The organism is Spelaeicoccus albus, assembly GCF_013409065.1.
GTDB classification, from domain to species: Bacteria; Actinomycetota; Actinomycetes; order Actinomycetales; family Brevibacteriaceae; genus Spelaeicoccus; species Spelaeicoccus albus.
The window spans coordinates 3,131,624-3,153,659 of sequence record NZ_JACBZP010000001.1; the positions used below are offsets into that span (position 1 = coordinate 3,131,624).

Consider the following 22,036-nt stretch of genomic DNA (forward strand, 5'->3'; position numbering starts at 1 on the left):
ACTCCATCGTATCAGCGCCGCCGGTGCGCCGGAGACCGGGAGTGACGTAGAGTCGGACGACCGCGCGTGCGCCAGCCGCACGCCGTCCCGGCCACCGCCTGAACGACAAGGATCGACAATGACCAAGCGTGAAACGCACCCGTACACCGGCACCGTCAAAAAGCTGTTATGGCGTTCCGCACTGGCTTTCGCCGGCACGCAGGCAGCCGTGATCGGCGGCCTTGTCGCCACGGACGCCGTGAAGAAATCCCAGCGCAAGAAGCGCACCGGGTTTCCGCGGCCCGGCACGTACACCAGCAGCGTGTCGGACGCCGTGACGACCGTGTACACGTACGGTGCCGACCTTTACGACGCCATGATCGACGAGATCGACAAGGCCGAAAGGCACGTGTTCATTCAAAGCTACATTTGGAAGGACGACGAGACCGGCAGACGATTCAAGGATGCACTGGGCCGTGCCGCCGAACGCGGCGTCGACGTCTTCGTCAGCTACGACGGTTTCGCCAATCTCGTTGTCCGGCCCCGTTTTTACCGGTTCCATCCGAGCGTGCACGTGCTGCGCTCGCCGATTTTCCGCCCCGGCATCATCTTTGCCAACCCGCGCTCGACCGGGCTCGATCATCGAAAGATCCTCGTTGTCGACGACCGGGTCGGATTCGTCGGCGGATACAACATCGGAGCTCCGTACGCCACCGAATGGCGCGATACGCATTTACGGATCGAAGGCCGCTCGGTCTGGGAGCTGCGGCATGCTTTCATCAGCTTTTGGAACAACACGCGTACTAGCCGGCACCCGGAGCTGCCCGACCCGGGAGCCGGCTTTTGGGAGCCGCGGCTCCGGTCGGTCAGCAATGCGCCGGCAGGCATGGTCTTCCCCATCCGGGGCGTCTACCTGGCGGCCATCAACAGGGCGACCAGCCATATCTTCATCACCACGGCCTATTTCATCCCGGACGGGCAGATTCTCGATGCGCTGACGGCCGCGTCCCGGCGCGGCGTCGACGTGCGCGTGCTGGTGCCCGAGGAGTCGAACCACGTGCTCTCCGACTGGCTCTCCCGAGGGTTTTACTCCGAACTGTTGGACGCCGGCGTGACGATCCTGCTGTACGAGAACGCCATGGTGCACGCCAAGACCGCCACCATCGACGGCAAATGGACGACGGTGGGCACCGCCAATATCGACAGATTGAGCCTGAGCGGCAATTACGAGATCAACATGGAGCTCTACGACGACAAGCTCGCAGCCGATATGGAGCGGATCTTCGAGGTGGACAGCGGAAACAGCCGCGTGCTCACGCCCGAGGAATGGCAGCGCCGGAATGTCGTGGCGCGGTTCGCCGAACTCGTTCTCGTGCCGTTGCGGCCGTTGCTCTAATACCCGAGTGACGGCTTCATGTCGAGGATCCGGCCCAGCAGGCCGCTGACGAAGCCGGGCGAATCGTCCGTCGAAAGCTTGCGGACCAGGTCGACGGCCTCATCGACGGCCACGGGGCCGTCCACGTCGTCGTTGAACAAGATCTCCCAAGCGCCGATCCGCAACGCCGCCCTGTCGACTGCCGGCATGCGGGTCAACGGCCACCCTTGCGAATAGGTCTCGAGCAATTCGTCGATCTCATCGGTGTGCGATGCGACGCCGCGCACCAGTTCCGCCGAATACTCGCGCATGGGATAGTCGGCGTCCGAGCTGCGGGTTTCCAGCATGCTGAGCGGCGCAATACCGCGTTGTTCCGCCTCGTAGAGAACGTCGAGCGCCCGTTTCCGGGATTTACTGCGTGCTCCCACTAGTTGACGCGGCCCAAGTATTCGCCCGAGCGGGTGTCGACCTTGATCTTGGTTCCTTGCTCCAAGAACAACGGCACCTGGATCTCGTACCCCGTCTCGAGCGTTGCGGACTTCGATCCGCCCGACGAACGGTCGCCTTGCAGGCCCGGCTCGGTGTAGGTGATCTCAAGCGCCACCGACGGCGGCATTTCCACGTACAGCGGGACACCGTCGTGCATGGCGACCTGGATGCTCTGGCTTTCGAGAAGATAGTGGGCCGCATCGCCGACGGTCTTCTCGGGCACGTTGATCTGCTCGTAGTCGGAGTTGTCCATGAACACGAAATCGGTGCCGTCGTGGTAGAGGTACTGCATGTCGCGACGGTCCACATTTGCCGTTTCGACCTTGGTGCCGGCGTTGAACGTCTTGTCGACGGTCTTGCCGGACAGCACGTTCTTCAGCTTGGTGCGCACGAACGCCGGTCCCTTGCCCGGTTTGACGTGCTGGAACTCCACGACGGACCACAATTGTCCTTCGAGGTTGAGCACCAAGCCGTTCTTCAGATCGTTGGTCGAAGCCACTCGCGTTTCCCCTATAGGTTGTCAAGAATTACTCGAGAACAGAATACCGAATCGGACCGCCGGGCCCGGAGTTCCCCGGGAATCCTCACCACACGGCCGCAATCAAGGGTACCCGCCCCGGCAAAAATTCCGCGAATCGAGCGCTCCGGCCCCGCCCGTCCCCGCTCCCCGTCCTCAACCGCAAAACGCGCCGCCGCGTCGGGAACGCGCCGTCAGAACGGCGCGTTCCCGACGCGGCGGCGCGTTTTGCACACGGCGGCGCGTTTTGCAGCCCGTGGATTACTTTGCCGCCTCCGCGAGCAGCCCGGCCAGTTCGGCGGGTTTGGTGTACATCGGCCAGTGGCCGGAGTCGATGTCGAAGTACTCGACATGGCGGGCGGCCGCCAGTTCGGGCACATCGCCGCCCTCGATCCACTCCTTGGCGTCCGCCGGGCCGTATTCGGGGCAAATCAAAACGGTCGGCACGTCGAACCGCGCGTCATCCGTATAGGCAACCGCCGCGGTGCTCACCGCTTCGGGCACTGGAATGGCTGCCGCGGCGATCCGGCGCTTGGCGTCCTCGCTCAAATCAGCGGAGTCCGGGCCGTCGAAGGGTTCCCAACCGGGAAACGGCATCACGCCGCCCTCGGCGGGGAAGAAATCGGCGTACGCCTCCCCGGCAGTGGTGGGAAACCCGCCGATCAACACCGTCTTGGCCACGCGACCGGCCCGTGCGTCGGCGGCCAGCCACGCGAGCGTGCTCGCAGCCGAGTGTCCGACTACCACGGGTTTGCCGGACGCCGCGTCGACTGCCTCGACGACTGCCGCCACCTGGTCGTCGAGCGTCGCCGCATCGCCGTCCCCTTGGCCGGGCAGCGTGATCGGCACCGGGCGGTGTCCCAGATCGGCGAGCTTCGCTGCAACGTCGTCCCACGCCGAGTCGTCGAGCCAGAGTCCGGCGATGAGCAGAATGTCCATGATGCGTCTCCTTTCATTGCTTCCGCCTACTGCCTCGGACATCGGTCCGGCGGACGCGTTGTGCTCAACACGTTAGGAGGTGTTCCGGACGATCGGCTTCCGGATAGCCTCGGCTCATGCTTATTCTTTTGACATGGCTACCGAGTCGAGCCCGACCGCGCGGGCGCTGCGTGCGCTCGAGGTATTGCAATTCTCCCCCGGCGTACAGGCCGGCGAGCTCGCCGAGCGCCTGGGCGTCACGGAGCGGGCGGCGCGCCGCTATGTCGAAATTCTCCGCGAGGCGGGCATACCCGTCGAGTCGTCCCGCGGACCGTACGGCGGCTACCGGCTCGGGCGGGGCACCAGGTTGCCTCCCGTCGTCTTCACCGAGGCCGAAGCGCTGGGCCTGGTGATGGCGGCTCTGGACGGCGGCACGTTCCCGGCGGGCGCCGAAGACGTCACCGGCGCGGCCTTGGGCAAGGTCATTCGCGCGCTTCCGGACGCCCTGGGCCGTAAAGCGGCCGAACTGCGGGAAAACGCGTCGACCGCGCCGGCGCCGAGGTCCCGGCCCCATCCGGCGGTCGCCGGCGAGCTCGCGGCAGCAGTTGCCGACCGGTCGGTCGTCGACATCACCTACAGCAACCGCCCGGGCCGCGAATGGGACGATCGCGTGGATCCGTGGGCGGTCGTTGTGCGGCACGGATACTGGTACCTGCTGTGTTTTTCGCACGGCCGCGAAGCGATCCGGACGTATCGCGTCGACCGCGTTCGTTCGGTGCGACGGTCGGCGGACACGTTCACGCCGCCGGCCGATCTTGATCCGGTGGCGGTGCTGGAGGAAAATCTCGGCATCGGCTGGGACTTCGAAACCCGAGTGCGATTCGATGCGCCGGCCGGGGACGTGTCGGAGTGGATCCATCCCGCCATGGGCAAGCTCACGGCGTCCGGCACTGGATGCGTGCTGAACGGCAGCACCGGCAATCCGGAGATGTACGTGCAGGAATGGCTGGCGTGTGTGCCTTACCAATTCCACATCGAGGGCGGACCCGAGCTCTGCGAGGCGGCCCGGACATTTGCCCGCCGCATCGCCAAAGCCGTCAACCACCGCAAAGCGCCCCGCCGCGTATAAAGCGCGAAGTCATGACGGGGCGGGCTATACGCCGCGGGGCGTTTTGCGAAGGGGAATTAGCCGAGACCGCCGACGGTCGTCAAATTACCCCGCGGTCCCTCCGCCGCGATTTCGGCGAACGCGGCCTGCATGATTGCCGGATCGGGGCCGGCCAGCCGGGTGGTGCGGCCGGTACGGCCGTCCAAGACCACGAACCGCAACAGCGACCCGCGTGCCTTCTTGTCCCGGGCCATCGCCTCGAGCAGTTTGGGCCACCGGTCGCCTCGATAGGTCACCGGCAGTTTGAGCTTCGACAGGATCGCCCGGTGCCTGTCGACCACGTCATCGGGCAGCCCCGAGGCCATCCGGGCCAGTTCGGCCACGTACACCATGCCGATGCTGACGGCGGCGCCGTGCGGCCACTGATAACGCTCGGCGTATTCAATGGCGTGCCCCAGCGTGTGACCGTAATTGAGGATCTCCCGCTCCCCCGATTCACGCAGGTCGTTGCCGACCACGCGGGCCTTGACAGCCACGGCGCGTTGAATGAGCTCACGCAGTATGGGCCCGTCCGGGTCGATGATCTGCTCGAGCGGATTGTCCTCGACCAGTTCGAGGATGCGCTCGTCCTCGATGAATCCGATCTTCACGATCTCCGCCATCCCCGACAACAGCTGCCGTTCGGGAAGCGTGCGCAGGGACTCCAGGTCGATGAGCACGCCGGCGGGCGGGTGGAACACTCCGACCAGGTTCTTGCCCTCGGACGTGTTGATGCCGGTCTTGCCGCCGACCGCCGCGTCCACCATGGCCAGCAGGGTGGTGGGAATGTGCACGACCCTGACGCCGCGCAGCCACGTGGCCGCCACGAACCCGGCAAGATCGGTCACCGTGCCGCCACCCACCGAGACGATGGCGTCCGACCGGGTGAAGTCGGATTGGCCGAGAATCGTCCAGCAAAACCCTGCCACCGGTTGCAGTTTGGCCTCTTCGCCGTCCGGAATCTCGGCGGCTATCGCGTTGTAACCGCGGCCGGCGAGCTCTTCGCGGACCGTCTCTCCGGTCGCCTGCAATGCGCGCGGATAGACAACGAGCACGCGTTCGCACGCCTCGCCCAGGAGCCCGGGCAGCTCGGTCAACAGCCCGGTGCCGATGATTGCCTGATAGTCGTCCGGCCTGGCGGGCGTCGATCCGACGTCGATACGGGTGGTTGACGTCATTGATGACCTTTCGATGGAGTTGGAGTCGTCACCGGCGAGTCGTTCCTCGTACGCGGCAAGGGCGGCGGTCACCCGATCGACGACGGTGGCGGGAGACACGCTGCTGCTGGGCACGATGAGGTCGGCGACCTCCCGGTAGACCGGTTCGCGTTCGGCGGCGAGCCGCGTCCATTGTTCCAGCGGGGTTTCGGCGGAGCCATCGGCCAGCAGCGGTCGGCTCGAGTTCTTGATCCGTGCGGCAACCGTTGCCGCGTCGATGGTGATGTACACCACCGTGACGCCGGACGACGTCAGCTGGGCCCGCGTCTCGGCGTCCAGCACGGCGCCGCCTCCGAGCGACACGATCCCGGGGGTTTCGGCAACGGTTCGCACGGCCGAATCGACGGCCCGGCGTTCGATCCGGCGGAACGCGGGTTCGCCGTCGCGGCGGAAGATCTCGCGAATCGGGCCGGCATCTTCGACGATCATGGCGTCGGTGTCGTACATGGGTACGTCGAAAGTTTCGGACAGCAGCCGGGCCAGCGTCGTCTTGCCGGCGGCCGGAGGTCCGACAAGGACGACGTGCTGCGGCAGCTTGGGCCGGGGTTTCTGCCGCGGCGGGTGCGGCACGGGCCGCGTTGGCGGTCCGAACGGGATAGACATATCAGCTCTGCAGGTTCTCCGGGATGGATGCCCGGTACGAGGCAATATTCCGCGCGGTCTCGGCAAGCGAATCGCCGCCGAACTTTTCGACGACGGCGCCGGCCACCACCAGGGCGACCATGGCCTCGGCCACCACTCCCGCGGCGGGAACCGCACACACGTCCGAGCGTTGATGGTGCGCGGTGGCCGCCTCGCCGGTGGACACGTCAACGGTGCGCAGTGCGCGCGGCACGGTGGCGATCGGTTTCATTGCGGCGCGCACGCGCAGCGGATCGCCGGTGCTCATCCCGCCTTCCGTTCCGCCTGCCCGCCCGGACGCACGGTGGACTTTGCCGCCGTCCCGGATGATCTCGTCGTGCGCGGCGCTGCCGCGGCGTGCGGCGGTTTTGAATCCGTCGCCGATCTCGACGCCCTTGATGGCTTGAATGCCCATCAGCGCTCCGGCAAGCCGCGAGTCCAGTCGCCGGTCCCAGTGCACGTGCGACCCGAGGCCGGGCGGCGTTCCGTAGCACACGACTTCGACGATGCCGCCCAGCGTGTCGCCTGCCTTTTTGGCGTCGTCCACTTCGGCGACCATCCTCTCGGACGTCGCCCGGTGGAAGCAGCGCATCGGGTCGGCATCAAGCGCCGGGACGTCGTCCGCGCCGGGCAGCGGGGCGTCGGCAGGCACCTCGATGGGGCCCAGTCCGACGGTGTGCGACACGACGGTGATGCCGACGCCGGCCAGGAAGTTCTCGGCGACCGAGCCGAGCGCCACGCGGGTGGCGGTCTCCCGGGCCGACGCGCGCTCGAGCACGGGCCGGGCCTCGTCGAAACCGTATTTTTGCATGCCGACGAAATCAGCGTGCCCCGGCCGCGGCCGCGTCAACGGCGCATTGCGGGCCAGCCCGTCGAGCACTTCCGCTTCGACCGGGTCGGCCGCCATGACCTGTTCCCATTTCGGCCATTCCGTGTTCGCCACCTCGATGGCCACCGGCCCGCCCTGCGTCAGGCCGTGCCGGACGCCGCCGATCAGCCGGACGGCGTCCTTCTCGAACGACATCCGGGCGCCGCGGCCGTATCCGAGCCGCCGCCTGGCCAGGGCATTCTGCACGTCTTCGGTGGTCAGAGGCACCGACGCGGGTAAGCCTTCGAGAATTCCGACAAGAGCCGGGCCGTGTGATTCCCCCGCAGTCAGCCAACGCAACATACTGACGATCCTACTGAAAGCGCTCCGGCCGCGATGACGGACGTCCACGCACCGAACAGCAGAAACGGTCCGTAGGCAATGGAATCCCGCGCGCTGCGGCGTCCGGCGGCCACCAATGCCAAGGCCGCCAGCCCCGCCGCGACGACGCCGACAAGCAGCCCGGCCAGGCCGACGACCGGGTGGACCGCGCCTGCTGCCAGGCCGAGCAGCACGGCCGTCTTGATGTCGCCCTTGCCGAGGCCCGATCCGGGCAACGCTCGAATCCCGGCGAAGAACGCGCCGCCGGCCGCGCCGGTCAGGGCCGATCCCAAGGCGAGGGTCGTCACGGCCCCGGAGCGGCCGATCTCGGCGGCCAGGCAGGCTGCGCACGCGGCGATGCCGGGCCACACGATCCGGTCGGGCAGGCGGTGCAGGCGGACGTCGAAGAAGCCGAGCGCCGGGGTCGCACCGGCCACCACGCCCAACAGCACGGAACGCGGCCACGGCCCGGAAGCCACCGGCCATGCGCACACGGCAAGGGCCCCGGCCGCCAGACACGTCACCGCGGTCCAGACCATCGGGGCGCGCCGGCCGTGCCACGCCAGCCGGACGGCGTCCGCCGGGCCCACGATCGCCGGCCCGGCCGCCCCGATCACGAGGGCCGCGAGGACTGCCAGCGCGGGCGCGACCATGTCAGTCGCCGCGCCCGCGCACTACGGCCAGCACGGCGTCGGTGATTGCAGCGTGCCGGTCGGGGCCTGCGTCCGCGGCGGACGCGCCGTCCCCGCCGGACTGCAGGGCCGACCGCCGCGCGGCTTCGGCAAGGAACAGTTCGATTTGCCCGACCGCCTGGTGGGCGAGCATGGCCGCGCCGTCGATCACCGTGCCGCCGGCAGCCGACCAGGCGCTTGCCAGCGGCGTCGGCCACGGATCGTAGACGACGTCGAGAAGCACGGCTCCGACAAGCGTGCCCGGAGCGCCGCGCCCGGCCGTACCGGCAAGCGACGCGGACGCGCCGACGGGGGTGGTGTTCACGGTGGTGTCGTAGTCGCCCGGGCGCCACTTGTCGAGCGGCTGCACTGCGGCACGGGCGCCCAGCGATGCCGCGACGCGCTCGACGCCGGCCGCCCGGGAAGGCGTGCGCGCAAAGACGTCGACGGCGTTGGCGCCCTGACGGGCGAAGGCGGCGGCCGCGGATCCGGCAGTCGCTCCCCCGCCGATCACGGCGCATCGGCCCGGTCGGGTGACGCCGGCTCCGCTCAAGGCCCCGATGATTCCCGCCACGTCGGTGTTGTACGCCGCCGGCGCCGGGCCGGAAAAGACGAGCGTGTTGACGCTCCCGGTGGCCGCCGCGACGTCGTCGACGGGCCCTCCGGCGCGGCGCACCAGTTCCAGCGCCCGCTGTTTCAGCGGCATGGTCAACGACAGCCCGATCCAGCTGGCGTCCAAGCCGGCCAGGTGCCCGGCCAGCCCGTCGGCGTCGACGTCCGACAGATCGTAGGAGATATCGCTGCGGCGGGCTGCCCGGTACCCCGCCTCGTGCATGACCGGCGAGAGCGAATGCGCGATCGGGTGACCGCAGACGCCGGCCCGGTGAATTGTCACGACTTGCCGCCGTTCTTCTTCGCCTTCCGGTGGTCGCCTTTGTGATGCTTCTTCAGCCACGCCTGATACTGCTTGACGTGCTTTTGATGCTGCTTGTACGTCGTGGCGAACTTCGTCTTGCCGGTATCGGGGTTGACCGTCACAAAGTACATCCACGGCCCGGAGGCGGGGTCGTCCGCGGCTTTGATGCTGGCAAGGCCCGGCGAGTTGATCGGGCCGGGCGGCAAGCCCTTGTGGCGGTACGTGTTGTACGGCGATTTGCTGGCGCGCTGCTTCTTGGTCGTCGACGCATCCTCACGGGTGCCGAAGATGTAGGAAACCGTCGCATCCGATTGCAATTTGCCGTCGGTTTCCTTGTTGTCGTCCTTCAACCTGTTGTCGAAGACGCGCGCGATCTTGCGGCGCGTCGCGTAATCGCCAGGCGATTCGGCCTGCACGAGGCTTGCCTTGGTCAACACCGTGCGCTGGTCCTGCGCCCGCACGCCGGCGTCGGTCAGGGCGGCCTGCATCCGGTCGACCATCGTCTGCACGATCTCGGTAGCCGTCTCATGCGGCTTGACCTTGTACGTGGCCGGGAACAAATACCCTTCGATGCTCGGCAGATCCGCGGGCAGGCCGTATTTTTGCGGCTTGGCCTTCAGGGCCTTCTTGATCTCGGCGACAGGCAGACCGCTGACCTTGTGAATGGCCGGCACCATTTGCATGCGCCGGTAGCCCTCCGGAACGGTGAACGTCGGCAACGCCACCGGGTTCTGCAAGAGCTTCACCGCGGCGGATCCGCTCATGTGCCGGTGCAGGACGTAGCGTCCGGGCTGCAGCTGGTCGCCGGATTTGCTCAGCGCGTCCAGGAACGGGTCGGAGGATTTGATGACCCCCTTGTCCACCAAATCGTTGGCGACGGTGCGTCCGGACGCGCCGGACGACACCACCACGCTGACCTCACCGTGGCCGGAGCCCTTGTAATCGCCGGTGTTTCCGTGCAGGTCTGCGGCGATCCCCTTCAACGGCCCGAGCACGAGGTAGCCGGCGCCGCCGATCACCAGGACGAGAATGAGCAACAGCGTGACGGCGCGACGGCGCCGATGACGACGGCGCCGCTTCCGATGTCTGTCCTCGGTTCTCGTGTCATCGTCAGCGAATTCATGCAAGTCACTCATGGGTTCGCAGTAGTCCTTCCGGTGCCGGGCGGCTCCGCCGGTGCGCCCGGCGGTCGTCCGGTCGCCTTTTCACTATCGATCGCCTGCTGGAGTATCAACACGGCGGCAACCGTATCGACGACGCCGCGTTGCTTTTTGCCGGCCATCCCCGAATCTCGGAGCTGCCGGTGCGCGGCCACAGTCGTCAACCGTTCATCGACGAGCCTAACGGGTATTGGCGCGACATGCCCGGCAAGCGCGCCGGCGAATTCGCTCGCGGTCGCGGCAGCCTGCCTGCCCACGCCGTCCAGCGAGCGCGGCAAGCCCACGATGATCTCGATGACGCCGCGCTCGGACGCTTCCGCCGCGATTCGGACGACGTCGGCGCCGCCGTCCACGTCGCGCGGGATCGTCTCGATCGGCGTGGCCAGGATGCCGTCGGGGTCGCACGCGGCGAGGCCGACTCGAACGGCACCGACATCGACGCCGATTCTCGTGCCTCGGCGGAACACTATGCCCCTGCAGTGTTGGCGGACAGTCCGTCGGCGACGGCCTGTAGCGCGGCCGGCACTGCCGAAGCGTCGGTGCCGCCGCCCTGGGCCAGATCCTTCTTGCCGCCTCCGCCGCCGCCCAGGACACCGGACGCCGTCCGGACCAGCGCGCCGGCATCGAGACCGCGCTCGCGTGCGGACGCCGTCGTGGCCGTCACCAGCACGGGCCGCCCCTTCGTCACGCCGGCGACCGCGACAACGCCGGAGCGCTCGCCCAGCCGGGCCCGCAGATCGGTGGCGAGCGAGCGCAACTCGTCGACCGATCCGACATCGCCCAGGTCGGTGGCCACGAAGGCGGTGCCGTCGATGTCGCGTGCCGACTCGATCAGCGAACCGGCGCCGGCCAACGCCTGCTTCTTGCGCATCTCATCGATGGACCGTTCGGCCTTCTTGAGGCGCTCGAGGATGTTGTGCACGCGTCCGGGCATGTCCGCGGCCGGAACCTTGAGAATGTCGCTGAGCGAGCTGACAAGGGCGCGCTCGGCGGCGAGGTGGCGGAACGCTTCCATACCGACGGAGGCTTCGATGCGGCGCACGCCGGATCCGATCGACGATTCGGACAGCACCGAGATGGGGCCGACCTGCGAGGAATGGGCCACGTGCGTTCCGGCGCACAGTTCGCGCGACCAGGGGCCGCCAATGTCGACCACGCGCACCGTTTCGCCGTACTTCTCGCCGAACAGGGCCATCGCGCCGGAAGCGCGGGCCGCGTCGAGCGACATGTATTCCGCCGACACGGCGAGGTCGCGGCGCACCGCCATATTCGCGGCTTCTTCGATTTCGGCGCGCGCGCTCTGACTGACCTGCGCGTTGTACGAGAAGTCGAAGCGCATGTAGCCCGCTTCGTTGAACGAGCCGGCCTGCACGGCGCCGGGCCCGAGCAGTTCGCGCAGCGCCGCATGCACCAGGTGCGTGGCCGAATGCGCTTGGCAGGCGCCGAGACGGTAATCGTCGTCCACGCTGGCCAGCACCGTGCCGCCGGGCTGCAGTTCACCGTCCGTGACTTCGACCCGGTGCACGATGAGGCCGCCGATGGGGCGTTGCACATCGAGCACCTTGGCGGTGAATCCGTCGCCGGAAATGCTGCCGGTATCGGCGCGCTGGCCGCCCGATTCGGCGTAGAACGGCGTCTCCTCCAGCACGATGTCCACTTGGTCGCCCGGCAGCGCGACGGGGGCGCTGTGCCCGTTCTTGACGATGCCGCGCACCCGTGAATCGCTCTGCAACTTCTCGTAACCGATGAACCGGGTCTCGCCGGCGTCGCGCAGTTCGCGGTATGCGGTGGTGTCGGTGACGCCGCCGGTCTTCTTGGCGCGCGCGTCGGCCTGGGCACGATCGCGCTGCTCGGCCATCAGCGCGCGGAACGATTCCTCGTCGACGGTGACGCCCTGCTCGGAGGCCATTTCAATCGTCAGGTCGATCGGGAATCCGTAGGTGTCGTGCAGCGTGAACGCCTGCCGGCCGGACAACCGCCCGCCGGCGCCCTTGACCTTGTCGACCTCCTGGCTCAGTAGCGTCGTCCCGGAGGCCAGCGTGCGCAGGAAGGCGCGTTCTTCGGCGTACGCGATTCGGGAGATCCGTTCGAAATCGGTTTCCACCTCGGGGTACGAGGCCTTCATGGCGTCCCTCGACCGGGGCAGCAGCTCGGGCAGCGACTCACCGTGCACGCCCAGGAGGCGCATGGCGCGGATGGCGCGGCGCAGCAGCCGGCGCAGCACATACCCGCGGCCTTCGTTGCTGGGGGTCACGCCGTCCGAGATCAGCATCATGGCGGATCGGACGTGGTCGGCGACCACGCGCAGCCGTACGTCGTCGTCATGGCTTTCCCGCCCGCCGTATTCGACTCCTGCCAGTTCGGCGGCGCGATCGAGCACGGGGCGTACTTCGTCGATCTCGTACATGTTCTCGACGCCTTGGAGCAGGAACGCCACGCGTTCCATTCCCATCCCGGTGTCGATGTTCTTGTTCGCCAGCTCGCCGAGGATGGGGTAATCCTTGCCGCGTCCTTCACCGCGCTGGTATTGCATGAACACGAGGTTCCAGATCTCGATGTATCTGTCCTCGTCGGCGATCGGACCGCCCTCAAGACCGTACTCGGGTCCGCGGTCGTAATAGATCTCGGAGCACGGGCCGGCCGGGCCGGGCTGACCGGTGTCCCAGTAATTGTCGTCCATGCCGCGGCGCTGGATCCGCTCATCCGGCAGGCCGGCGGTCTTCTTCCACAGCTCCGCGGCCTCGTCGTCGTCCAAGTACACCGTCACCCACAGACGGTCCGGGTCGAACCCCAGTCCGCCGCCCGACGTGGGAGTCGTCAAGAACTGCCACGCGTATTCGATGGCGCCGGCCTTGAAATAGTCCCCGAACGAGAAATTGCCGTTCATCTGGAAGAAGGTGCCGTGCCGGGTCGTCTTGCCGACCTCGTCGATGTCGAGCGTGCGCACGCACTTTTGCACGCTGGTGGCCCGCGTGTACGGCGGCGTCTCGCGCCCGGTCAGGTACGGGATGAACGGCACCATGCCGGCAATGTTGAACAGGAGCGACGGGTCGTCGCTGACGAGCGAAGCGCTCGGCACGACCGTGTGGCCGCGTTCGGAGAAGAACTGCAACCAGCGGCGTCGGATCTCGGCGGTCTGCATGAGTTACGGATGTACCTTTCTTTCGGCCCTGGCGGCCGGCTCGTTCAGTCTCGAGAGCCCCACATCGAGCGGAGTTCGGCTTTGCGCTCGCGCACCCCGTCGCCGACGGACGTCGCGAGCTCGGAGAGCGACCTGGCCATTTCGTCTTTCGAGGGCAGCCCGCCGTCCGGCGAGAATATTCTGGTGCGTTTGGCGATCTGCTGCACGGCGACCACGCCGACGGCCACGCCGAGCGATACCCAGACGAGTCGCTTCATCGGTTCACTCCAATTCGGTCGTGATCGGTCATTGCCGAATCGGCTTTCGGCACGGAACACTTAACCCTATCCGCGATCCGGCCCGGGATGCGCATCGCGCCCCCGGGATCCTTCCCGAGGGCGCGATATCGCATACCTGCGTCTCCGCAGAGCTGTTGCTGTGTGGGATCAGCCGCGAGCGTAGAACTCGACCACGAGCTGCACATCGCAGGTGATCGGAACTTCGGTGCGCTTCGGACGCCGCGTCAGGCGGCTTTGCAACTGCTCGAGCTGCACATCCAAGTATCCCGGAACTGCCGGGAGCACGTCACGGTGCGCCCCGGCGGCGGCCACCTGGAACGGCGGCATTTGTTCGCTGCGCTTGTGGACGTGCACCAGCTGGCCCGGCTTCACCCGGAAGGAAGGCTTGTCGACGCGTTCGCCGTCCACCATGATGTGACGGTGCACGACGAGCTGGCGGGCCTGCGCAATGGTGCGCGCAAAACCGGAGCGCAGCACGAGCGCGTCAAGTCGCATTTCGAGAAGTTCGACCAGGTTCTCACCCGTCAGCCCTTCATGGCGGCGGGCCTCGTCGAAGAGATTGCGCAGCTGGGCCTCGCGGATGCCGTATTGGGCACGCAGGCGCTGCTTTTCCTTCAATCGGACCGAGTAGTCACTATCCGCACGGCGCCGAGCGCGTCCGTGCTCACCTGGGGGGTACGGGCGACGCTCGAAGTACTTGACTGCCTTCGGTGTCAGAGGCAGACCAAGCGCCCGGGAAGCCCGGGCCTGACGCCGCGTACGTGCTGGTGCGCTCACGTAATTCCTTTCACGACAAATTGCTATCATTAGGTTAGGCTGACCATATCGATACAGAAGGAGGTGTTCCGTGTTCAGCGATCCCGAGGAATCGGCGTTGAAGGTGACGAAACACCAGCCGTCTGCGGCCGAAATAGCCCGCACTTTGTTGGCCGGGATCGGCACCGCCGTACTGACTTCCGCCCGCGCGCCGGTCACGATCCCAGTTCTTCACGCCCAGGCCACCAACGGCGAAACCGTCATAGTGGCCGAAGCCGAATCTTTGCCCGATTTGGGCGTCACGCATTCGGACGTGGGACACTCCGTTTCGGGTGTCCCGGTCCTCTTGCAGATCCGGTCATTGGCGCCGGTAGAAGATCTTACCGTAACTCGAGCAATAACGCTCATTTCCGGCACCGTGACGTCGTTGCCGGCCGGCCGAATCCGTGCGGCCATGGACGCGGAATGTTCCGGTCTGCGCCTCGGCGAGGTCCTCGGCTACCGGGCCGGCGCCCGGCTGCTCGCGTTTTCGCCGAATTCGTGCGAACTGGTCCGCGGGGAACAATTCCATCAGATCCCGATCGACGACGTGCTCTCGGCGTCTCCGGATCCGCTGGCACACTCCGAGCCGGCTCTCATCATGACGTTGCGCGAAGAGACCGCCGACGACTGGCTGCCGCTGTTGAAGGCGAAAAACGCCGCTCGCGGACTGGACGGACGCACGCCCGTGGACCTCAGTACCGTCCGAGAGGCCCGGCCGATCGCGCTGGACGCGTACGGCGTCACGCTCGCGTGCTCCTGGTATGACAGGGCGCCGGCCGCCATGCGGATCCCGTTCCCGGAGCCGGTGCACTCCGGCGGCGAGGCGCTGGACGCCGTCCGGCTCTTGGTGCTGGCTCATCAGCTGGCGGCCTGAACGCGGGCTAGGCACCGGCTCGGCCCGCTCGGCCGCGCAGCAAATCGACGATGCCGACGACGAGCGCGGCCAGGGCAAAGCACAACGACACGACGATAGCCTGGCCGAACGCATCCCCGTATGCGTCATACCGGGCCTGGCCGCTGAGGCCGCGGGCCCCGGCCGGGACCGCTATGAAGAACGCCGCGCCGATGACCGCCTGGCCGATGGCCGAGCCGATGCGCTGCGACGTCTGCAGCACTCCGGCGGCAGTGCTGCCGGCGGCCGGGTCGACGTTCGACAGGGTGAGAGTTTGGTTCGGTGTGATCACGGCGCCTTGCCCGAGCCCTGTGATGAACAGCGGGACGGCCAAGAGCAGCGCCACGTTGGATTCCGGCGTCCCCCGCATCAGTACGGCCAAGCCCGCCGCGCCCACACCGAACACCAGACACCCGCCGACGACGAGCGGTCGGCCCACGCGCGTGACGACCCGGCCGGCCAACGGTGCCATCAGCACGGCTCCGGCCGCTGCGGCGGTCACGCCGAGCCCGGATTGCAACGCCGAGTAGCCGAGTCCTTGCTGATAGTAGAGCGCCAGCACCAGCGGGATGCCTGTCATTGAGGCGAAGAAGACGATTGCCAGAGCGACCCCGGACGCGTACGACGGGCGGCGGAACAGGCGCAGGTCGACGAGCGGGTCGGCGCGGCGGCGCGTCAGGCGTGCTTCGCGGCGGATGAAGACGGTGAGGAATATTGCGCAAGGCACGAGCAGCCAGGCCAGGGCTGCGTTGCGCAGCGCATCGTATTCGACGGCTGCGAAGAGTACGCAAAAGGTGGCCAGTCCGAGTAGGACGGCGCCCGCGACGTCCAGCCGGTGCCGGCCGGTCGCAGCTGTTCCCGGTACCCATTTGCGGGCCAACAACATTACTGCAACGCCAATGGGCGCGTTGATGAAGAAGACGAGCCGCCATCCGAATTCCTCGCCGCCGGCGGCGATCACGAGGCCGCCGACGACCGGTCCCAGCGCCGTCCCGAGACCGACAACCGAGCCGAGGGCGCCAAACGCCTTGCCCCGCTCCGAGCCGCGGAACAGCTGTTGCACGATACCCGCCACCTGCGGGTTGATCAGGCCGCCGAACAGGCCCTGCAGGACGCGCGCGCCCACCAACAGGCCGGGCCCCGGCGAAACGCCCGCCAGCACACTGGTGACGACGAACCCGCCGACGCCGATCATGAACATTGTGCGGCGGCCGTGATCGTCGCCCAGGCGTCCACCCAGCACCGGTACCAGGCCGAATGACAGCGTGTACCCGCTCACTACCCACTGCAGCATGGCCGGCGAAGCACCGGTCGACGTTCCGATGGACGGCAACGCCACGTTGGTCACGGACACGTCCAACAAGGTCATGAACAGTGCGCAGCAACACACGCTCAGCGCGACCCACCTGCGCGGATCGGGTTCGTCGGTGTCGGTCATCCCCCGTCGCCGCGGATGAGCCCGCGGAGCCGTTCGAGGCGCGCGGCCACGTCGCGTTCAGCGCCGTAATTCGTCGGCTCGTAGTAGTTCGTGCCGACGAGCTCGTCCGGCGGGTACTGTTGCTCGGCGACGGCGTGCGGGGCGTTGTGCGCGTATTTGTACTCCACCCCGTGCCCGAGTTTTTCCGCGCCCGGATAGTGCGCGTCGCGCAAATGGTCCGGCACCGATCCGGCCCGGCCGGCGCGAACGTCGGCAAGTGCGGCGTCCAGCGCCTTATAGGAGGCGTTGGATTTCGGCGCGGTCGCCAAGTGCACGACGGCTTGTGCCAGCGGGATCCGGCCTTCCGGCATTCCGAGCATCTGCACGGCCTGGGCGGCGGACACGGCCAGCGGCAGCGCGGTCGGATCGGCCATGCCGATGTCTTCCGATGCCGAAATCATCACCCGCCGGGCAATGAAGCGCGGGTCTTCGCCGGCTTCGATCATGCGCGCCAAATAGTGCAGCGACGCATCGACGTCGGACCCGCGGATCGATTTGATGAACGCACTGATCACGTCATAGTGCTGGTCGCCTTGCCGGTCGTAGCGCAGGACGGCGCGGTCGAGGGCCTGCTCGGCGTCGTCGGTCGTCACAACCGGCGTGCCGGCGACGGTGCCGTCGTCGGCAGTGGCCTTGCCGATGGCGACGGACGCCGCGGCCTCCAGGGTGGTGAGCCCGCGCCGGGCATCTCCCCCGGCCAGCCGGACCAAATGGTCGAGGGCGTCGTCGTCGAGCGTGACCTCGCCGGCCAGGCCGCGTTGGTCGTCAACGGCACGGCGGAGCAGCTGACCGATGTGGGTGTCGTCGAGGGGCTTCAACGTGAGCAGGAGCGAGCGGGACAGCAGTGGCGCAATGATGGAAAAGGACGGGTTCTCCGTGGTGGCCGCGACCAGCACGACGAGACGGTTCTCGACGCCGGGCAGAAGCGCATCCTGTTGAGCCTTGGTGAACCGGTGGATCTCGTCGAGGAACAACACGGTCGTGGTGCCGTAGAGGTCGCGGTCGTTGCGGGCGGTGTCCATCACGGCGCGCACGTCCTTGACGCCGGCCGTGATGGCGGACAGCTCGACGAATTTGCGCCCTTCGGCACGCGAGATGATGTGCGCCAGCGTCGTCTTGCCGGTGCCCGGCGGGCCCCACAACATGACCGACGAGGGCCCGGCGCGATCGGACGACGCCCCCTCGACCAGACGGCGCAGCGGCGACCCGGGCGCGATCAGGTGGTCTTGGCCGACGAGGTCGTCAAGAGTCTGCGGGCGCATGCGCACGGCCAGCGGCGCATACCGCGACGCGCCGGTGTCGGCGTCGTCGGATTGCGAGGAAAACAGATCTGCCACGGTGTCACTCTATCGACCACCGCCGTCAGCCGCCTCCGCACCGAGCCCGCCCCTCGTAAAACGCGGCGGCGCGTATAGCACGCCCCGTCATGACGGGGCGTTCCCGGCGCGGCGGCGCGTTTTGCGGAAGGGCGCTACTGCGCATCGGTCGGCGGCGCGGGGTTCCGGATGCCGATTCCGGACACCACTCCCCCGGCGATCAAGAGTGCCGCGCAAAATATCAGCCCGTTTTTGAAACCGGCGGGGTCCACCGTGTCGCCCAGCACGATGCCGAGCACCGCCACGGCCAGCAGGCCTGCCACGCGTGAGATTGCGTTGTTCACGGCAGATCCGGTTCCCGCAAGCTCCCGCTGCACCGAGCCGAGAATTGCCGACGTCAACGGCGCCACGGTGATGGTCAGCCCGATGCCGAAGATCAGGACCCCGGGAAGGATCTGTGTCCAATAGGTCACGCGTGCGTCCACTATCAGCATGTACAGATATCCCATCCCCGCCACAATCGGACCGGCCGTCATGAAAATTCGCGGCCCAATGCGTGCCGCGAGCGTGCCGATCCGCGTCGAGAACGCCAGCATGATCAGCGTGGTCGGCAGCATGGCCAGCCCGGCTGCGGTTGCCGGATATCCACCGACTTGCTGTACGAAGACGGTAATGAGGAACCCGCCGGCGGACAGCGCCCCGTACATCAACGTGGTAGTGACATTGCCGACGGCAAAATTGCGCACGGCGAACAGGGACGGCGGGACCATGGCGCCCGGCGCCCGGCGTTCGTAGTCGATGAAGAAGGCGAAACAGCCGACGCCGATCACGAGCGGAATCCAGATCACCGGGCTGCCCCAGCCGAAGTTCGCGTATTCGATCAGAGCGAACACCGGTCCGCCAAGTCCGAGCACGCACAGCAAGGTCCCCCTGACGTCGATGCGTGAATGGCCGGCGGTCGCGGCCCGCCCGGCGTCCAGGGGCCGCAGCCGCGGTAAGTACCACAGGGTCACGGCGATCGGGATCAGATTGATGGCGAAGACGAGGCGCCAGCTGACCAGATCGACGAACACGCCACCGAGGATCGGGCCGGCGATCATCGCGGTGCCGGTCCACGCCGTCCAGCGTCCGATTGCCCGGCCCTGGGCCGCTCCCGAGAACGCCGAGATGATCAGCGCCAGCGAGCTCGGTACCAGCAGCGCTCCGGCAACTCCCTGCAGGCCGCGGCAAATGACCAAGAACACCGGGTCGAACGCGAGCGCGCACAGTGCCGAGGCCGCGCCGAATCCGATGAGCCCGATCCGCAGGATTCGCACGCGTCCGAATTTGTCCGAGAACGATCCGGCGACGAGCATCAGGGCGCCTAGAGAGATCAGGTACGCATCGACGACCCATTGCTGCGTCGACAGCCCGCCGCCGAGGTCGCGGCGGATCGCCGGCAATGCCACGTTCACGACCGATCCGTCGAGGAATGCCACGAACGAGGACAAAATCGTCACGATCATGACGCATCGTTGCAGTCGCTTCAGGTCCGCTTCGACGAATTCTCCGGATGCCGGGTCGGCCGCGCCGTCGCTCATGATCCAGGCCGTTCTTTCCGCGGTGGCCGGCCCCTAGCCGTTTGCACTTCTAATCGCGCCGGCGCAATTCCCTGCGGTTTGGCCGCCGCACGCTCAAGCCGCCAAAGATGTTCAGGCCGCGCAGGATCAATGTGCCCCTGTCGCCGTCGCCCTGCTCGACCCTGATCTCGTCGCCGCCCATGACCGAAATCATTTCGTTGCGTACTTCGGTACCGTCGTCGACGATGACGTCCGCCCCGCCGAAAACGTTATAGCTGTTGACCACTACCGTCTTGCCGGGGCCGATGGCCTGACGTACGTCAAGATCGCTGCCCCCGAAGACGCAGACCATGCGGGCGAACTCCTGCTTGGGGCGCATCACCCGGTTCGATCCGCTGAACACGGATATCGACGTCAGCGGCGGGCCTCCGGTGCCCGGGCCGTGCTCGGGCACGACGTCGTGCGACCCGCGGGCGACGACCCCGGACCCCGCCTGTCTCGCGTCGTCCGCACCTTCGGGCAGATCGTGGATCAACGGCTGCAGCTTGTCCCGCGTTTTGGCTTCCCACACCGCTGCCAGCCGCTCGTCCAACTCCCCGTTGTCGAGACGGCCCTCGGCAAAGGCGGTGCGAAGGATTTCGGCAACGCGTTCGCGATCGGCGTCGGAAGCGCGCAACGGCTTGGGCTCCCCGGGCTGGTTGATGGTCATAGTAGTGCAAGCGTAGCGAAGATTTCCGCCGTCATTCCGGCTACTCCCCCGCCGAGTGGCGGCCAGTGGCTGCCCGACCCTGCCGAGTGGTGGCGAATGGCTGCGAAATCGCGGATTTTGCGGCCATTCGCCACCACTCGGTGCAAAGGCGGAACGCGGACGACGTCAGGACTCCGGCTCGGGCTGCTTATACCCGATCAACGGGATACCCGCCGTAGCCAACTCCTCATCGTTGTCGCCCGGGATTTGATCGCCGCGCAGCGACCGTCCCGCAGTTTCTCGGAAGAAGTAGATACCGATCAGCCCGACTATTCCGGCCGCGACCAGGTACCAGGCCGGGAACATGTCGAAGTCGAGCTCCTTGATGAAGAACGAGTTGACCATCGCCGTGGTACCGCCGAACACGGCTGTCGAAATGTTGTAGCCGATGGCGAATCCCGAATAACGCACCTGGGTCGGGAAGATCGCCGGCAGCGTGGCCGAGATGGAGCAAAGCATGATCACCAGCAGAATGCCCAAGATGCCGATGCCGACGCCTTGCAGGAACACGTTGTGCGTGCGAATCAACATGAATGACGGCACGGACAACAGGATGTACCCGATCGCCGCGACATACAGTAGCGGTTTTCGCCCGATCCGGTCGGTCAGGCTGCCGAACCAATTGATCACGCACATCATCAGGGCAATGATCACTATCAACGTGAAGTTGCTTTGGACCGTGGAATGCCCGAGAACCTCACTCAAGTAACTCGGCATATACGTCAGCACCATGTAATCCGCGATGTTCAGCAGTACCACGAACGCCATCAGCATGACGATTTGACGCCAGTACCCGGAGAACAGGTCACGGAACGGCTTTTTGCTGGTCTCTTGATGCTCGGCTGCTTCGGAGAAGACCGGCGGCTCTTTCAACGACATCCGCAGCCACAAAGCCACGCCACCGAGCGGAAGCGTCAGCAGGAACGGCAGTCGCCACCAGCCGGCCGACATGGCGTCATCACCGACGATCACGGTGAGCACCGTGCAGACGAGGGCGCCTCCGCCGGTGCCAAGCAGTGTTCCGAATTCGAGGAACGAGCCGCAGAAGCCGCGCCGCCTGTCCGGTGCGTATTCGGCCATGAACACAGCGGCGCCGCCGTATTCGCCGCCGGTGGAGAACCCCTGCACGATGCGGCAAAGCAGCAAGAGAATCGGGGCGAGCACACCGACGACGCCGAATGTCGGCAGGATGCCGATCAGGGTGGTGGGAATCGTCATCATGATGATCGTGATGACCATGACCTTCTGGCGGCCGAGTTTGTCTCCGAGCGGTCCGAGGACGAAGCCGCCGAGCGGCCGGAAGACGAATGACAGCGCCAGCACGCCAAACGTAGCAACCGTCCCCCAGGGGCCCGGGAAGAATGACGACGCGATGTAGCCGGAGAGGTAGGCATACACGCCGTAGTCGAACCATTCGACAGCATTGCCGAGTGCGGAACCGGCGATTGCTTTTCGCAGGGTCTTCTTGTCTTTGGGCGGCATCGTACTGAATTCAATACCGTCCGGTGTCGGTGAGCTGATGTCCGATTGGGGATTGGAGAAATCTTCGGCTGTCACTTTCACTCCTCAAGAGTTCGTTGCGTCACAGTCGCCCGTGACGGACGGCGCGACGTCTCGATTTGTGCCG

General features: G+C 66.8%; 20 protein-coding genes and 1 pseudogene. 3 read left to right on the top strand and 18 right to left on the bottom strand.

Annotated features, from left to right (window positions below; translation table 11 throughout):
• The first annotated feature begins 118 nt into the window (after nt 1–118).
• Nucleotides 119–1,375 (top strand): phospholipase D-like domain-containing protein, encoded by a 1,257-nt coding sequence (locus BJY26_RS14540; protein WP_179428937.1) that lies wholly within the window; start codon nt 119–121, stop codon nt 1,373–1,375.
• Here BJY26_RS14540 and nusB read toward each other — a convergent pair.
• The 3 genes from nusB to BJY26_RS14555 all read right to left on the bottom strand — a co-directional run bounded on the left by nusB (nt 1,372) and on the right by BJY26_RS14555 (nt 3,299).
• A complete protein-coding gene (gene nusB / locus BJY26_RS14545; RefSeq protein WP_179428938.1) occupies nt 1,372–1,782 on the bottom strand; it encodes a transcription antitermination factor NusB in 411 nt (136 codons plus the stop codon). The genes BJY26_RS14540 and nusB overlap by 4 nt on opposite strands.
• Nucleotides 1,782–2,342: an elongation factor P gene (gene efp, locus BJY26_RS14550; RefSeq protein WP_179428939.1), complete on the bottom strand. Its 561-nt coding sequence runs from the start codon at nt 2,340–2,342 to the stop codon at nt 1,782–1,784. Before efp ends, nusB begins: the two co-directional genes overlap by 1 nt.
• 279 nt (nt 2,343–2,621) lie before the next feature.
• A complete protein-coding gene (locus BJY26_RS14555) occupies nt 2,622–3,299 on the bottom strand; it encodes an alpha/beta fold hydrolase (RefSeq protein WP_179428940.1) in 678 nt (225 codons plus the stop codon).
• 133 nt (nt 3,300–3,432) lie between these two features.
• Here BJY26_RS14555 and BJY26_RS14560 point away from each other — a divergent pair, with 133 nt between their 5' ends.
• Nucleotides 3,433–4,407 (top strand): helix-turn-helix transcriptional regulator, encoded by a 975-nt coding sequence (locus tag BJY26_RS14560; RefSeq protein WP_179428941.1) that lies wholly within the window; start codon nt 3,433–3,435, stop codon nt 4,405–4,407.
• 56 nt (nt 4,408–4,463) lie between these two features.
• Here the strand turns inward: BJY26_RS14560 and aroB are convergent, their stop codons facing one another.
• The 10 genes and pseudogenes from aroB to rpsD form a co-directional block, all read right to left on the bottom strand.
• Nucleotides 4,464–5,603 (bottom strand): 3-dehydroquinate synthase, encoded by a 1,140-nt coding sequence (gene aroB / locus BJY26_RS19190; RefSeq protein WP_237248799.1) that lies wholly within the window; start codon nt 5,601–5,603, stop codon nt 4,464–4,466.
• A 69-nt stretch (nt 5,604–5,672) separates the two neighbouring features.
• A pseudogene (locus tag BJY26_RS19195) lies at nt 5,673–6,245 on the bottom strand (shikimate kinase); the annotation flags it as partial.
• A gap of 1 nt (nt 6,246) precedes the next feature.
• Nucleotides 6,247–7,434 (bottom strand): chorismate synthase, encoded by a 1,188-nt coding sequence (aroC, locus tag BJY26_RS14570; RefSeq protein WP_179428943.1) that lies wholly within the window; start codon nt 7,432–7,434, stop codon nt 6,247–6,249.
• Nucleotides 7,419–8,105: a prepilin peptidase gene (locus BJY26_RS14575; protein WP_179428944.1), complete on the bottom strand. Its 687-nt coding sequence runs from the start codon at nt 8,103–8,105 to the stop codon at nt 7,419–7,421. The genes aroC and BJY26_RS14575 overlap by 16 nt, the downstream gene beginning before the upstream one ends.
• 1 nt (nt 8,106) lies before the next feature.
• On the bottom strand, nt 8,107–9,018 hold the full coding sequence (locus tag BJY26_RS14580) for a shikimate dehydrogenase (protein WP_179428945.1): 912 nt from the start codon (nt 9,016–9,018) through the stop codon (nt 8,107–8,109).
• Nucleotides 9,015–10,175, bottom strand: coding sequence for an endolytic transglycosylase MltG (mltG, locus tag BJY26_RS14585; protein WP_179428946.1), 1,161 nt, complete (start codon nt 10,173–10,175; stop codon nt 9,015–9,017). The genes BJY26_RS14580 and mltG overlap by 4 nt, the downstream gene beginning before the upstream one ends.
• A complete protein-coding gene (ruvX, locus tag BJY26_RS14590) occupies nt 10,172–10,666 on the bottom strand; it encodes a Holliday junction resolvase RuvX (RefSeq protein WP_308191216.1) in 495 nt (164 codons plus the stop codon). Before ruvX ends, mltG begins: the two co-directional genes overlap by 4 nt.
• The gene (gene alaS / locus BJY26_RS14595; protein ID WP_179428947.1) at nt 10,666–13,341 is read right to left on the bottom strand and encodes an alanine--tRNA ligase; all 2,676 of its coding nucleotides are present in this window, start codon (nt 13,339–13,341) and stop codon (nt 10,666–10,668) included. Before alaS ends, ruvX begins: the two co-directional genes overlap by 1 nt.
• A 44-nt stretch (nt 13,342–13,385) precedes the next feature.
• Nucleotides 13,386–13,598 carry a hypothetical protein gene (locus BJY26_RS14600; RefSeq protein ID WP_179428948.1) on the bottom strand — a complete coding sequence of 71 codons (213 nt, stop codon included), beginning with the start codon at nt 13,596–13,598 and terminating at the stop codon, nt 13,386–13,388.
• Between the two features lie 168 nt (nt 13,599–13,766).
• Nucleotides 13,767–14,396: a 30S ribosomal protein S4 gene (gene rpsD / locus BJY26_RS14605; RefSeq protein ID WP_179428949.1), complete on the bottom strand. Its 630-nt coding sequence runs from the start codon at nt 14,394–14,396 to the stop codon at nt 13,767–13,769.
• 70 nt (nt 14,397–14,466) lie between these two features.
• Here rpsD and BJY26_RS14610 point away from each other — a divergent pair, with 70 nt between their 5' ends.
• Entirely contained in the window at nt 14,467–15,291 is an 825-nt protein-coding gene (locus tag BJY26_RS14610; protein ID WP_179428950.1) for a hypothetical protein, read from the top strand.
• Between the two features lie 7 nt (nt 15,292–15,298).
• Here the strand turns inward: BJY26_RS14610 and BJY26_RS14615 are convergent, their stop codons facing one another.
• The 5 genes from BJY26_RS14615 to BJY26_RS14635 form a co-directional block, all read right to left on the bottom strand.
• Entirely contained in the window at nt 15,299–16,747 is a 1,449-nt protein-coding gene (locus tag BJY26_RS14615; protein ID WP_179428951.1) for an MFS transporter, read from the bottom strand.
• Nucleotides 16,744–18,123 (bottom strand): replication-associated recombination protein A, encoded by a 1,380-nt coding sequence (locus BJY26_RS14620; protein WP_237248796.1) that lies wholly within the window; start codon nt 18,121–18,123, stop codon nt 16,744–16,746. The genes BJY26_RS14615 and BJY26_RS14620 overlap by 4 nt, the downstream gene beginning before the upstream one ends.
• Nucleotides 18,124–18,257: 134 nt before the next feature.
• Nucleotides 18,258–19,682: an MFS transporter gene (locus BJY26_RS14625; protein ID WP_179428952.1), complete on the bottom strand. Its 1,425-nt coding sequence runs from the start codon at nt 19,680–19,682 to the stop codon at nt 18,258–18,260.
• 49 nt (nt 19,683–19,731) lie between these two features.
• Nucleotides 19,732–20,370, bottom strand: coding sequence for a DUF1707 SHOCT-like domain-containing protein (locus tag BJY26_RS14630; protein WP_179428953.1), 639 nt, complete (start codon nt 20,368–20,370; stop codon nt 19,732–19,734).
• Nucleotides 20,371–20,535: 165 nt separating this feature from the next.
• Nucleotides 20,536–21,966 (bottom strand): MFS transporter, encoded by a 1,431-nt coding sequence (locus tag BJY26_RS14635; protein ID WP_218852437.1) that lies wholly within the window; start codon nt 21,964–21,966, stop codon nt 20,536–20,538.
• Nucleotides 21,967–22,036: the final 70 nt, after the last annotated feature.